A 13,309-nucleotide genomic window follows, 5' to 3' on the forward strand; every position below is an offset into this window, starting at 1 on the left:
TGGCTTTGCATGGTGTCGCTCCGCTTACTGCTTGTTGAAGCCGGGGATGAAGCGGTTCACGTCCACTTCCAGGAACTGCGAGCGCTGGAAGTTGGCCTTCAGCTTGTACGGCACCGTGCAGTCGTAGATGGTCTTGCAGGTGACGCCGTGGTCGCGGATGGACGGACTGAACGCGGGATCCTGCGACGGATCGAGCGGATGGCAGCGCACGCCGGGGATGAAGATGGTGTCCACGTCGCCCTGGTAGCGGGTGGTCATCGCCCACATCACGTCCGACAGGTCGAAGATGTCCACGTCCTCGTCGACCAGGAACACGTGCTTGAGCTCGGAGAAGGCCGAGAAGGCCAGCAGCGCGGCCTGGCGCTGGCGTCCCTCGTCCTGGCCGGTGCGCTTCTTGATCTGCAGCACCGCCACGTACTTGCCGGTACCCGGCGACGGGCAGTGCACGTTCTGCACCAGGCCCGGCAGCGCCATCTCGATCAGGGTCAGGATGCTGGCCTCGGTCGGGATGCCGGCCATGTTGGTGTGCTCGTCCGACGGGCCGATGCAGGTCTGCAGGATCGGGTGCTTGCGGTGGGTGACGGCCTTGACCTTGATCACCGGAACCGCGGCCTTGGCCTCGCCGGTGTAGCCGGGGAACTCGGGCATGGCCTTGCCGGTGTTGGTGTTCTGGTCCTCGCGCACGCGGTAGTCCGGCAGCAGCTCGCCTTCGATCACGATCTCGGCGTTGGCGATGCCCAGGGTGCCCTTGACCGCCACGCCCTCGACCAGCTCGACCGCCTTGCCGCGCAGGCCGCCGGCGATGGACAGCTCGTCGAAGCCCAGCGGGGTGGTCGGGGCCTCGAAGCAGGCGCCGATCTCGATGGCCGGGTCCACGCCGATGGAGATGGTGATCGGCATCGGCTTGCCGTCCTTCTCGTACTTCTGGCGGAACTGGTCGAGGTGGCGGCCGGGGACGAAGTACATCGAGATCTCGTCCTTGCCCTGCACGCACAGGCGGTGGATGGTGACGTCGTGCTCGCCGGTCTCCGGGTCGGCGCCGTAGCACATGCCCAGGGTGAAGTAGGGGCCGGCATCCTCAGGGGTGTTCTTCGGCGCCGGCAGCAGCGTGCGCAGGTCGAAGCCGGGGTCGCTGGCCAGGTGCACCACTTCCTGGCACACCGCCTTCTCCTTGGGAATGACCACCGGCGCGATCGCGTTCTTGACCGCTTCGCGCATCTGGAAGCCGAGCTTCTCCTTGTCCATGCCGAACATGCGCGCCACGCGCTGGCGCGAGGCCAGCAGGCCGATCAGCACGCGCACGTCGTCGAAGCCCTTGACCTTGTTGAACATCATCGCCGGACCGGTCTGGGTCGGGCGCTGCACGGTGCCGCCGGCGCCGACATAGCGATAGACGCCGGACAGTTCGGCTTCCGGATCGACCGGCTCGTTGGTCTCGATGTATTCGCCTTCGTACTGCTTGAGCAGTTCGATCGCTGAGCGCAGATCGTGTACCTGCGAGGCGTTGGGGGTGTTGTTGCTCATTGTCATGTGTCTCCGGGAATGAAGGTTTCCGCCAGGCTTCCGCCGCAGCGAATACTCCTCCCTCGCGGGCCGGGACACATTGATCCTGATCAATCTAAGTCATTGATTATTAAGGACTTTTTCGCAAAAGAAATGGCGCCCGTCCCGCGCTGCCACTGCGGGAAAGGACGCCATCGGATGGGGGGCTGGGCAGGGTTGGCTTCCAGCTTTGGGCGCAGCATAGGGGCCGCCTGCGCGGAAACTTTGCAAAAGTGTGGCGTGCGCGACGGGCGCCGGATGCAGGCACCCGCTGCCGCGTTTCGGCCATGGCCGTAGGAGCGACTTCAGTCGCGATGAGGCCTTCGCGGGAAGGCCCATTCGCGACTGAAGTCGCTCCTACACGGGACGCCGCAGGTCGCTCCTGCAAGAGGCCTTGAAAGAAGGCTGGAGGGCTCGCCGATGTCCTCACGGCGCCTGGCTCCTGCGGGAGCCGGCGGGCCGCCGCTCAGGCCATCGCGTCAACGTCGCGATGCGACGGCAGCACGATGCTGGCCACCAGCCCGCCCGAGGCGCGGTTGTGCAGGTGGATGTTGCCGCCGTGGGCGCGGATGCAGTCGCGCGCGGTGGCCAGGCCCAGGCCGACGCCGTTGCCCTTGTCCTCGCGGTTGCGCGACGGGTCGAGCTGGAAGAACGGCTCGAACACGCGTTCGAGCAGGTGCTCGGGGATGCCCGGGCCGTGGTCGGCGATGTCGATCAGGATGTCGCCGTCGCGCTGGTCGCGACGCATCGACACCTCGGCGCGCTGGCCGTGGCGCAGCGCGTTCTCGATCAGGTTGCTGAGCGCGCGCTTGAGCGCCAGCGGGCGGCAGCGGTAGGACAGGCGCGACGGCGCCCGCAGCTCCACTTCGTGGCCGAGGTCGCGCTGGCGATCGAGCACGTCGTCCATCAGCTGCACCAGGTCCACCTGTTCGCTGGCTTCGCCGCGGGCGTTCTGGTGGGCGAAGCTCAGGGTCTCGTTCACCATCTGCCGGACCTCGTCGAGCGTGCGCAGCATCTCGTCGCGCTCCTCGCTCTCGGGCAGCATCGCCGCCTGCAGTTCCAGCGAGGTCAGCGGCGTGCGCAGGTCGTGGCTGATCGCCGCCAGCATGCGCGTGCGCTCGTCGACGAAGCGGGTCATGCGCTCCTGCATGTCGTTGAACGCCAGCGCGATCTCGCGGATCTCGTCCGGTCCCTGGATCGTCAGCGGATCGATGCGTTCGCCGCGGCTCATGTTCTCGGCCGCCGCGGTCAGCGCCGCGGTCGGGCGCAGGATGCGGTTGACGAACACGTACATCAGGATCAGCACCGGCGGGATGCCGACGATCAGCGAGAAACGCAGCAGCTGCCAGCCCTCGCGCCACAGCGACTGCGTGGGCAGCGACTGCCGCGTGTGCAGCCAGCGGCCATGGTCGAGCGCCAGGTCGATCTCGACGCACTCGATGCTGTCGCCGGCGACGTTGTCCATCTGTGCCAGCGAACGGCTGGCGGCATCGCGGCGGCACGGCATGCGCACGGTGACCGCCTGCGCGTTGAGGCGCTGCTTGAGCGCGGTGGCCAGCGACAGTTCGCGCTCGTCCATGTCGCGCACGTTGGGCGTGTGGTCGATCCACAGGTGCGCGACCTGGGTATTGAACGAGTCCAGCCAGTTGTCGCCGCCTTCGGCCGGCATCCGGTTGGCCAGCCGGTAGGCGGTGATGGTGCGCGAGAGCGCGTGTTCGCGCGCGATCGGGTGCAGCGCGCCGGCCTGCGACCACAGCCCCAGCGTGCCGAACAGGTTGCCGACGATGAAGCCGCCGAACATCAGCACGAACAGCTGTCCGCCCAGGCTGCGCGGCAGCAGCTTCATGCCTCCACCTTCCTCACCTCGGCGGCGAACAGGTAGCCGTCGCCCCAGATGGTCTTGAGCAGCACCGGGTGGCGCGGGTCGTCCTCCAGCTTCTTGCGCAGCCGGCTCACCTGGCTGTCGATGCTGCGGTCGAAGGCGCTGTTGTCGCGGCTGGTCAGGTCGAGCAGGTCGTCGCGGCTGAGCACCTGGTTGGGCCGCTCCAGGAACACGCGCAGCAGGCGGAACTCCATCGTGCTCAGCGGCACGTCCTGCCCTTGCGGGTCGAGCAGGGTGTGGCGGGTCAGATCCAGCGTCCAGCCTTCGAACTGCAGGCTGCCGGCCTCGTCCAGCACGGCCGGCGGCGGCATGTTCGCCCGGCGCAGCACGCTGCGGATGCGCGCCACCAGCTCGTCGACGCTGAAGGGCTTGGTGACGTAGTCGTCCGCGCCCAGGTCCAGGCCGACGATGCGGTCGGAGAACTCGGCCTTGGCGGTGAGCATGATCACCGGCGTGTGCAGCTCGGCGTCGATGTAGCGGCACAGCGACAGCCCGTCCTCGCCCGGCAGCATCAGGTCCAGCACGATCAGGTCGAAGCGCGTCTCGGCCAGGCGCGCGCGGGTGGAGGGTCCGTCGCTGGCGGTGGTCACCTCGAAACCCTGCCTGCGCAGGTAGGCGGCCAGCGGCTCGCGGATGGAACGGTGGTCGTCGACAACCAGGAGATGGGCCACGGCAGCGGGAAGGGTGTGGGTCGGAGGCGGGGAAAATACCAAGTTGTCGATGCCGGTGCCGTAATGGTCGCACTCACATCCATCCGTACTTGCTGGTAACGTCATCCCATGTCTCCCCCTAGCACCGCCGCCGATCCGCTGATCCTGGTCGATGCCCAGGACCGCCCCCTGGGGCCGCTGGACAAGCCCGACTGCCACCGTGGCGAGGGTATCCTGCACCGGGCGTTCTCGGTATTCCTGTTCGATGCGGCCGGGCGCCTGCTGCTGCAGCGTCGCAGCGCGCTCAAGCCGCTGTGGCCGCTGTACTGGGCCAACAGCTGCTGCTCGCATCCGCGCTGGGGCGAGCAGCTGCAGCCGGCGGCCGAGCGCCGCGTGCGCGAGGAACTGGGCACGGCGGCGCAGGCGCCGCTGGCCTGGCGCTTCAGCTTCGTCTACCAGGCCCGCTATCTCGATGTCGGCAGCGAGCACGAGTTCTGCCACGTGTTCACCGGATGCGTCGATGCGTCCACGGTGCGGCCCGACCCGGCCGAGGTGGACCAGGTGCGGTGGATCGAGCCGGAGCAGCTGCAGCGCGAGCTGGACGACCCGCAGGCGCCGTTCACGCCGTGGCTGCGGCTGGAGTGGCCGCGGCTGCGGGCCATGTGCCCGCAGCCGTGACCTGACCGCCGCGCGGCGCACGACCCGCGGCGGCTCAGCTACGGGCGTCGCCGGGCCTCGGCGCGCACAGGCTGATCACGCTCCAGATCGCCAGGATGACGAAGGTGACCAGGCTCCAGGCCGGCATCGACAGGCCCAGGAACGTCCAGTCGATCACCGCGCACTCGCCCGAACCGGTGAACACCTGGCGCAGCACGTCGGCCAGCGGCCAGGACTGCATCATGAAGGCCAGGTCGGGGCCGCAGGCCGGCACCAGCTCCGGCGGCAGCGTCTGCAGCCAGACGTGGCGGGTGGCGATGGCCGCGCCGATCGCCGCGGCGATCACCGCCAGCAGCACGTAGACCGCGCGTCCGCCGCGCCCGCGCGGGCCGTGCATGGCGCCGACGAAGAACACCAGTCCCAGCAGCACGAAGGCGCCGCGCTGGAAGGTGCACAGCGGGCAGGGCTGCAGGCTGTCGAAGAACTGTACGTACAGCGCGTACAGCAGCACGCCCAGGCAGCCCAGGCCGCCGGCCAGGAAGCGTTGCCGGAAGGTCCAGCTGAAGGGATTGAGGAGTTTCGGTTGTGGGGTCGGTGACATGTCCTTCTACCTCCGGGTTGAATGCGTTGGCGTGCCGGCGCGAACGGCCGCTCAGTTGCCGTGGCGGTCCCACAGCAGCCGGGTGCCGTAGCCCTGCACGTCGTCGACGTACTTCACCTGCAGCAGCTTGATCTCCCACGCCGGCGCGGAGACGTCCAGCACCCGCGGGAAGCGCCGGCGATAGATCGCCAGCGCCGCCTCGCGTTCGCGCGGGTCCTCCAGTATCCGCGCCGGGCCGTAGAACTGCAGGCCGCTGGCGACGGAATAGTCGCGCGGTTCGCCGGCGATGGTGCCGGCGGCGTAGCGGTTGGCCAGCAGCATCTCGCTGTGGCGGGTGCCGCGGCCGCTGAGCATGACCAGGCGATTGTCCTGCTCGTCGAAGGCGAAGAAGGCATTGGCCGCCCACGGCACGTCGCCGTAACAGACCGCCAGCGACAGCAGGCGATGCCGCGCCAGAAAGCCAATGATGGGGGCGGGCAGGGGTTTCATGCAGGCGGCACCGGCATCGGCCGGCCAGGCAAGGGGTACAGGTCGGGGAGCCGCGCGCTGCGGGGACGGGGGCTGGACATGGATGTGGCTCCGGGGGAGGTGTTGGGCAGGGAACGTTGCCGCCGTGCTCCACGATCCCGCCTGTCATCTGCAGCCGCATTGATTCGCATCAAAGCTGTCGCCGGATGCTGAATCCGTTACGAAAGGCGAAGGACGCTTGACGACGCCACGGCGTGCGCGTGGATCTGAGACCTGTGGCGGCCTTTCATCGCCGCTTGATCGGCTGGACTGCGTTGCCGTGCAGGCCGTTGTCGCCAGCGTCGGTGGCATTGCTGCCGGATCGCCTTCGAGAGGCGGGCGTCCGCGGAACATCCGCGTCGTCGCTCCCGTGCAGGTGCGGGCCATCCATGGACGTTGCCGCGATCGGCCGTCCGTCCCTGGTTCCTCGCTTGCGGACACTGCTGTCCGAGGAGGATGTTCCTGCGTGTCGGTGAACGCTTGCGGCAGCAGGGTTGCGGCATCGCTGGGCAGCGGCGGGATGCGAATCGTGTGTCGGCATCCCTCCTGCCCGTTGTCCCCGCGAAGGCCTGTCCGGGGAAACTTTCCTGCCTGGCCGGCGATGACTTGCGGCAGAAACCTTGCGCCCTCGCTGGCGACGGCGGGACTCGGACCGTGGTCCGCCATCCATGTGCTCGTCGTCCCCGCGCAGGCGGGGACCCAGCGACTTGCGCGGCGAAATCGATCAGCTACGCAATCTCCCGGTTCCACCTTTCAATGCGCAGGCACCGGGTCCCCGGCTGACCTGCCATGCGGCTGTGGAAAGCCGCGGGGACGATGGTTTCAGGCTTTCCGGGCGTGAGCCAACCACTCCGGCTGACAGCTGGCCCAATCCTGTGTCTTTCTGCGGACGGTGCGGCGCTGCAATGCGCCTGGCAGTAACGGCGGCTTCGAGTTTCCCGAGCACCGGCAGCATCGGCCCCGCCGTTTCACCTATCGCTGCGCGGCCGCCTAGGCCTGCGGGTCGATGCGTTGCAGCCGCTGCTGCAGCTGCTCCAGCCGGTCCTGCAGCTCGGCCACGGTGTCCTCCAGCTGCGCCAGCCGCTGCTGCACGCCGGCATCGGCCGCCGCGGGTGGGGTCGAAGCCGGCAGGCGTGCCGCCAGCGCCTGCACGTCGACCGGGCCGCACAGCTGGTGCGTGTAGCGGTCCTCGCGCTGGCCGGCCGCGCGCGGCAGCTGTACCGCCAGGCCGCGCTGCGCCAGGCGTTCCAGGTGGTGGTGCACGTCGTCGGCATCGCTGAACTTGGCCAGCCGCTCGCTGCGCGAGAACAGTTCGCCCAGGGTCTGCGGCCCGCGCAGCAGCAACAGCCCCAGCAGCGCCACCTGCTGCCGGGTCAGGCTGAGCGCGCCGGCCACGCAGTGCTCGTAGCGCTCGGCGCGCGAGGAAAACTGCTGGCGCACCAGCCGCCGCGATTCCAGCCGCCGCAGCGCGCCGTGGACCTCGCCCGGCTCCAGCGCCAGCACCGGATCGCGCGCGGTCTTCTGGTTGGCCGCCACCAGCGTGGCGTTGACCGTGAGCGGATAGGCATCCGGCGTGGTCGCCTCCTTCTCGATCAGGCAGCCCAGCGCGCGCGCCTCGGCGGCATCGAGCACGGGGATCTCGGCGGTGGCGGTTTCCTGGTTCATGGTCTGGCCGTGGGCATCGGGGCCGGGCAGCATAGCCGAGCGCGGCGGCCGCGAAGGATCGGCCGCGCCGGATCGGCGACATGCCGAGGCGCTAGAATCGCCCGCTTGTTCCCAGCCGGTTGCCGACGCATGCGTGGTTTTCTCGCGACTTCCTTCCTTGCCCTGGCGCTCGCCAGCGCGCTCTCCGCCTGCAAGCGCGCGGAGCCGCCGCCCGCGCCCGCGGCCGCGCCGGCCGCAACCGCGCCGGCGACGCAGGCGGCCGACGACAACCTCAACGCGGTGCTGTGGATGCAGCGCTCGGAGGAGTACCGCGCGCTGGCCGAGCAGACCTACCGCGCCGCCGCCGACCGCCTGGACGAGGCCCTGCGCCAGCCCAACTGGGACGCGCTGGTGCCCGAGGAGCGCGACAACGCCGTCAAGGGCCTGAAGCCGGCGGTGGTGATGGACGTGGACGAGACCGTGCTCGACAACTCGCCCTACCAGGCGCGCCTGATCCACGACGGCAAGGAATACGACGAGCTCAGCTGGGACCAGTGGGTGGCCGAGAAGAAGGCCAGGCCGGTGCCCGGCGTGGTCGATTTCGCCAGGGCCGCGGACGCCAGGGGCGTGACCATCCTGTACATCTCCAACCGCGCCGTGCACCTGAAGGAGGCCACCCTGGCCAACCTGCGCCAGGCCGGGCTGCCGGTGGCCGACGACAGCGTGTTCCTGGGCCTGGGCACGGTGCTGCCCGGCTGCGAGCAGAACGGCAGCGAGAAGGACTGCCGCCGCCGCCTGGCCGGGCAGAAGTACCGGGTGCTGATGCAGTTCGGCGACCAGCTCGGCGATTTCGTGCAGGTGGTGTCCAACACCCCGCAGGGCCGCGGCGAGCTGCTGCAGCAGTACCACGACTGGTTCGGCGAGCGCTGGTGGATGCTGCCCAACCCGAGCTACGGCGGCTGGGAGCCGGCGCTCTTCGGCAACGACTGGGCGCAGCCGCGCGAGCAGCGGCGCCAGGCCAAGCGCGCCGCGCTGGAGCTGGCGCGATGAGCCGCGCGCCGCTGTCGCTGGGCCCGCGCGAGCGGCTGATCTTCGCCCTGGACGTGCCCGGCCGCAGCGAGGCTGTGGAGTGGATCGAGCGCCTCGGCGATGCGGTGTCGTTCTACAAGATCGGCATGGAGCTGCTGGCCTCGGGCGAGTACTTTCAGGTGCTGGACGAACTGGCGCGGCGCGGGAAGCGGGTGTTCGTCGACCTGAAGTTCTTCGACATCCCCGCCACCGTGGCCGGCACCATCGCCCGGCTGTCGGACTGGCCGGTGAGCTACTGCACGATCCACGGCTGGCACCCGGCGATGATGGAGGCCGCCGCCGACGCCAACCGCAACCCGGGCATGCACCTGCTCGCGGTCACCGTGCTGACCTCGATGGGCCGCGCCGACCTGGCGCAGATGGGCATCGACCGCGCGCCGGTCGAGGTGGTGGTCGAGCGCGCGCTGACGGCCCGCGCCGCCGGCATCGACGGGGTGATCGCCTCGGGCCAGGAGGCCGCGCCGATCCGCCATGCCGCCGGCCCCGGTTTCGCCATCGTCTGTCCCGGTATCCGTCCCGGCGGCCCGGTCGGCGACGACCAGCAGCGCACGGTCGGCGTGGCGCAGGCCTTCGCCGCCGGCGCCGATGCTATCGTGGTCGGCCGGCCGATCCGGCTGGCGCGCGATCCGGGCGCCGCCGCGGAAGCCATCCAGGCCGAGATCGCCAAATCAATTCCCAATTAATTCATTGGGTTGCATCGCAAAACTTCACGTGTTGCTTCAATTGCGCAGGCAGCGTAGGATGCCCGCCATCCGGCCTCGCGGCCGGGATTGCGCCACCACCGAGTCTTCCGGCCCCTGGCCGGTTTTGAGGGGGCCGCCTGCGGGCGAGCCCCCTTGTTTTTCTGTCGCGGCGGCGCGCCTGCGGCCCTGCCGGGGGCGCACCGCGGCGCTTGCTGGGTCCGGCCGCCTGCACGCAAGATGCGGGTTCCCAGGCCATCCGCCCACCTCCATGACCGCCATCCCCCCTCCCTGGCGTCTGCTCTGGTTCGGCCTGCTGGCGAGCTGCCTGCTGCTGGCGGCCTGCCAGCGCCGCCAGCCGGAACTGCCCGGGCAGGCCGCCGAACCGGCCGAGGCGGTGCGCCAGCTGGCCCGCCACCTGCACGACAACGACCTGGTCGGCTACGCCCGCGCCTCGGTGGCGCCGGACCAGTACGCGCAGCTGGAATCGGCCTGGCGCCGCGGCCAGAGCCGCTGGCCACTGACCGACCTGCCGCTGTCGCGGCAGTTGCCGGGCCTGCTGGCCACGCTGTCGGCGCCCGGCGCCGAGCAGTCGCTGCAGCGGGCGTTCCGCGCCCAGTTCGCCGGGCAGGGCGCGGCGATCCGCCAGGCGGCCAATTCGCTGGGGCTGTTCGGCGTGCAGTACCTGACCCACCAGGGCGACTACACCGCCACCCAGCGCGAGCACTACCTGCAGGTCGTGGCGGCGCTGAGCCGCTGGGCCGCACAGGCGCCGCTGAGCGACAGCGCCCATGCCGATGCCGCGATCGCGCGCCTGACCGCCGCCGCGCGGCGTACCGGGCTGGCCTCCGACGCCGACCTGCAGCAGGCCGGCATGGAGGAAAGCCTGCGCCGGCTGGGCCCGTTCATGGCCGAGTTCAAGGCGGTGCTGGCCGGCTACGGCCTCGACCTGAACCTGGTGCAGCTGCGCGCGGGCGTGATCGAGCAGCACGGCGACAGCGCCATCGTCCGCATTCGCTACCCGCTGGCCGGCAGCGAGATCGACCTGCGCGAGTCGATGGTTCGCCGCGGCCGCCACTGGTACCTGGCGCAGACCCAGCAGGAAGTGGCGCAGTTGCAGCAGCGCATCGCCGCGGCCGCCGCGACTGCGAGCCAGGCCGATGCCGCCGCCGGGCCCGACGCGGCGCCGGCATCGACGCCTGAGCCATAATGATGAAGATGCCAGAACAGAATCCCCTGCCCTTCCCGGGCGAACGCCCCGGCCCGGACGATGCCGCCGCCGCGCCCGCCGCCGAGACCACCCAGCAGGCCCCGGCTGCGACCGATGCCACCGCGACCGCGCCTCCGCTCGAGGCGGCGGCCGCCGTCCGTGGCGGCGCGCGCCGCCCGCTGTGGGCGCGCCTGCTGGGCTGGCTGGTCGATCCGTGGCTGGGCCTGAAGATCGAGCCGGACGACCCCGGCCAGTACGACGACGGCCGCCCGGTGGTCTACGTGCTCGAGGACTACGGCCTGTCCAACGCGCTGATCCTGGACAAGGCCTGCCGCCAGGCCGGGCTGCCCTCGCCGCTGGTGCCGCTGCCGGGCGACCCGCTGGGGCGCAAGCGCGCCTACCTGGCGCTGTCGCGGCGCAGCTCCAGCAACTCGCTGATCCCCGAGCAGCGCGGCGCCAAGACCCACTCCGATTCGCTGGCGCGGCTGCTGCATGCCCACCGCGCGCGCCGCGAGATGGACGTGCACCTGGTGCCGGTGTCGATCTTCGTCGGCCGCGCCCCGGACAAGCAGAGCGGCTGGTTCGCGGTGCTGTTCTCGGAGAACTGGGCGCTGGTGGGCGGCTTCCGCCGCCTGCTGGCGGTGCTGCTCAACGGCCGCGACACCATCGTGCGCTTCTCGCCGCCGGTGTCGGTGCGCGAGACGGTCGACGAGGGGCTGGATCCCGAGCGCACCGTGCGCAAGCTGCAGCGCGTGCTGCGCACCCATTTCCGCCGCATCCGCGAGTCGGTGATCGGCCCGGACCTGTCCACCCGGCGCCTGCTGGTGGGCAAGGTGCTCGAGTCCGAGCCGGTGCGCGAGGCCATCGCCGCGCAGGCCAAGCGCGACAACAGCACCCCCTCCGAGGCCTGGAAGAAGGCCCATGCCTATGCCTGGGAGATCGCCGCCGACTACTCCAGCCCGGTGGTGCGCTCGGCCAGCTTCCTGCTCACCCACGTGTGGAACCGCATCTACGACGGCGTGCTGGTGCACCACCTGGACAAGTTCAAGGAAGCCGCGCCCGGGCACGAGATCATCTACGTGCCCAGCCACCGCAGCCACATGGACTACCTGCTGCTGAGCTACCTGCTGTACGAGCGCGGCATCGTGCCGCCGCACATCGTGGCCGGCATCAACCTTAACCTGCCGGTGGTGGGCACCCTGCTGCGCAAGGGCGGGGCGTTCTTCATCCGCCGCTCGATCCGCGGCAACGCGCTGTACTCGGCGGTGCTCGGCGAGTACGTGGCGCAGCTGGTGGGCGGCGGCTACTCGATCGAGTACTTCGTCGAGGGCGGTCGCTCGCGCACCGGCCGGCTGCTGCAGCCCAAGGGCGGAATGATCGTGATGACGCTGCGCGCGTTCCTGCGGCAGCCGAAGAAGCCGGTACTGTTCCAGCCGATCTACATCGGCTACGAGAAGCTGATGGAGGGCACTAGCTACCTGGACGAGCTGTCCGGCCGGCCCAAGGAGAAGGAGTCGATCTGGGCGCTGCTGTGGGGCATCCCCAAGGTGCTCAAGCAGAACTTCGGCCAGGTGGTGGTGAACTTCGGCCAGCCGATCGCGCTCAACGAGGTGCTGGCGCGGCAGGCGCCGGAGTGGAACGGCGAGCCGATCCCCGAGGACGCCAAGCCGGCTTGGCTGTCGCACACCGTCGATACCCTGGCCGAGCAGATCCAGGTGCACATCAACGGCGCCGCCGACGTCAACCCGATCAACCTGCTGGCGCTGGCGCTGCTGTCCACGCCCAAGCACGCCATGGGCGAGGCCGACCTGATCGCGCAGATCGAGTTGTGCAAGAAGCTGCTGGCCGACCGGCCGTACTCGGACCGGGTCACCGTCACCCCGCACTCGCCCGAGCGCATCATCGCCCACGCCGAGCACATCAACGTGCTCAGCCGCATCAAGCACCCGCTGGGCGACGTGCTCAGCGTCAGCGGCGATACCGCGGTGCTGCTGAGCTACTTCCGCAACAACGTGCTGCACCTGTTCACCGCCTCCTCGTGGGTGGCGTGCTGCTTCCAGAACAACCGCCGCATGAGCCGCGCCACGCTGGTGCGGCTGGGGCGCAGCGTGTACCCGTTCCTGCAGGCCGAGCTGTTCCTGCCGTGGAGCGAGGACGAGTTCGCCGCGCGCATCGAGCACACCATCGAGGTGTTCGTGCGCGAAGGGTTGCTGCAGCACGTCGGCGACGACGACGGCGGCATGCTGGCGCGCAACACCGGGCAGACCGACGAGGTGTTCCGCCTGCGCGCGATCGGCCATTCGCTGCAGCAGGCATTCGAGCGCTACTACATCACCATCTCGGTGCTGGTGAAGAACGGCCCCGGCACGCTCGGCGCGGCCGAGCTGGAGAGCCTGTGCCAGCAGGCGGCGCAGCGGCTGAGCCTGCTGTACGCGCCGGCCGCGCCGGAGTTCTTCGACAAGACCCTGTTCCGCGGCTTCATCCACAAGCTGCGCGAGCTCAAGCTGGTGTGGCCGGACGAGAACAGCAAGCTGGTGTTCGACCATCGCCTGGACGATTGGGCAAAGGACGCCAAGTTCATCCTCGGCCGCGAGCTGCGCCACACCATCGAGCGGGTCAGCCCGGAAGCGGCCAAGATCGAGGAGCCGGCGCCGCAGGCCTGAGCCGGCAGGCGCGCAGGTTGGGAGCGGGTTGTCCCCGGGGCCGGCGGTGACATGCGGGCGCGTGGCGACGCGACCGGCATCGCGGCGCCTCGGCTGGAGTCGAGGCGCGGGCCAAGGACGCCAAGTTCATCCTCGGCCGCGAGCTGCGCCACACCATCGAGCGGGTCGGCCCGGAAGCGGCCAA

11 protein-coding genes are annotated in these 13,309 nt (G+C 70.0%); 5 read left to right on the forward strand and 6 right to left on the reverse strand.

Annotated features, from left to right (window positions below; all coding sequences use genetic code 11):
* Positions 1 to 24 precede the first annotated feature (24 nt).
* The 3 genes from LRX76_RS09145 to LRX76_RS09155 all read right to left on the reverse strand — a co-directional run bounded on the left by LRX76_RS09145 (position 25) and on the right by LRX76_RS09155 (position 4,095).
* Positions 25 to 1,524 (reverse strand): UbiD family decarboxylase, encoded by a 1,500-nt coding sequence (locus LRX76_RS09145; protein ID WP_231804310.1) that lies wholly within the window; start codon positions 1,522 to 1,524, stop codon positions 25 to 27.
* Between the two features lie 484 nt (positions 1,525 to 2,008).
* Entirely contained in the window at positions 2,009 to 3,388 is a 1,380-nt protein-coding gene (locus LRX76_RS09150; RefSeq protein WP_231804312.1) for an ATP-binding protein, read from the reverse strand.
* Complete coding sequence (locus LRX76_RS09155) at positions 3,385 to 4,095, reverse strand: response regulator (RefSeq protein WP_231804314.1); 711 nt, start codon at positions 4,093 to 4,095, stop codon at positions 3,385 to 3,387. Before LRX76_RS09155 ends, LRX76_RS09150 begins: the two co-directional genes overlap by 4 nt.
* Before the next feature lie 108 nt (positions 4,096 to 4,203).
* Here LRX76_RS09155 and idi point away from each other — a divergent pair, with 108 nt between their 5' ends.
* Entirely contained in the window at positions 4,204 to 4,752 is a 549-nt protein-coding gene (gene idi / locus LRX76_RS09160) for an isopentenyl-diphosphate Delta-isomerase (protein ID WP_231804316.1), read from the forward strand.
* Between the two features lie 34 nt (positions 4,753 to 4,786).
* On the opposite strand, the gene LRX76_RS09165 is transcribed toward idi, so the two are convergent.
* From LRX76_RS09165 to LRX76_RS09175, 3 genes are all read right to left on the reverse strand, one after another.
* Complete coding sequence (locus tag LRX76_RS09165) at positions 4,787 to 5,332, reverse strand: disulfide bond formation protein B (protein WP_231804318.1); 546 nt, start codon at positions 5,330 to 5,332, stop codon at positions 4,787 to 4,789.
* A gap of 51 nt (positions 5,333 to 5,383) precedes the next feature.
* The gene (locus tag LRX76_RS09170) at positions 5,384 to 5,821 is read right to left on the reverse strand and encodes a pyridoxamine 5'-phosphate oxidase family protein (protein WP_231804320.1); all 438 of its coding nucleotides are present in this window, start codon (positions 5,819 to 5,821) and stop codon (positions 5,384 to 5,386) included.
* A gap of 1,008 nt (positions 5,822 to 6,829) precedes the next feature.
* On the reverse strand, positions 6,830 to 7,504 hold the full coding sequence (locus tag LRX76_RS09175) for a DUF480 domain-containing protein (protein WP_231804322.1): 675 nt from the start codon (positions 7,502 to 7,504) through the stop codon (positions 6,830 to 6,832).
* 129 nt (positions 7,505 to 7,633) lie between these two features.
* Between LRX76_RS09175 and LRX76_RS09180 the strand changes: the two genes are divergently transcribed.
* The 4 genes from LRX76_RS09180 to plsB all read left to right on the forward strand — a co-directional run bounded on the left by LRX76_RS09180 (position 7,634) and on the right by plsB (position 13,125).
* Entirely contained in the window at positions 7,634 to 8,533 is a 900-nt protein-coding gene (locus tag LRX76_RS09180; RefSeq protein WP_231804324.1) for a 5'-nucleotidase, lipoprotein e(P4) family, read from the forward strand.
* Positions 8,530 to 9,255: an orotidine-5'-phosphate decarboxylase gene (pyrF, locus tag LRX76_RS09185; protein WP_231804326.1), complete on the forward strand. Its 726-nt coding sequence runs from the start codon at positions 8,530 to 8,532 to the stop codon at positions 9,253 to 9,255. The genes LRX76_RS09180 and pyrF overlap by 4 nt, the downstream gene beginning before the upstream one ends.
* A gap of 268 nt (positions 9,256 to 9,523) precedes the next feature.
* Complete coding sequence (locus LRX76_RS09190; protein ID WP_231804328.1) at positions 9,524 to 10,462, forward strand: hypothetical protein; 939 nt, start codon at positions 9,524 to 9,526, stop codon at positions 10,460 to 10,462.
* Positions 10,462 to 13,125 carry a glycerol-3-phosphate 1-O-acyltransferase PlsB gene (plsB, locus tag LRX76_RS09195; protein WP_231804330.1) on the forward strand — a complete coding sequence of 888 codons (2,664 nt, stop codon included), beginning with the start codon at positions 10,462 to 10,464 and terminating at the stop codon, positions 13,123 to 13,125. The genes LRX76_RS09190 and plsB overlap by 1 nt, the downstream gene beginning before the upstream one ends.
* Positions 13,126 to 13,309: the final 184 nt, after the last annotated feature.

It is taken from the genome of Stenotrophomonas sp. MMGLT7 (assembly GCF_021168555.1).
GTDB lineage: Bacteria > Pseudomonadota > Gammaproteobacteria > Xanthomonadales > Xanthomonadaceae > MMGLT7.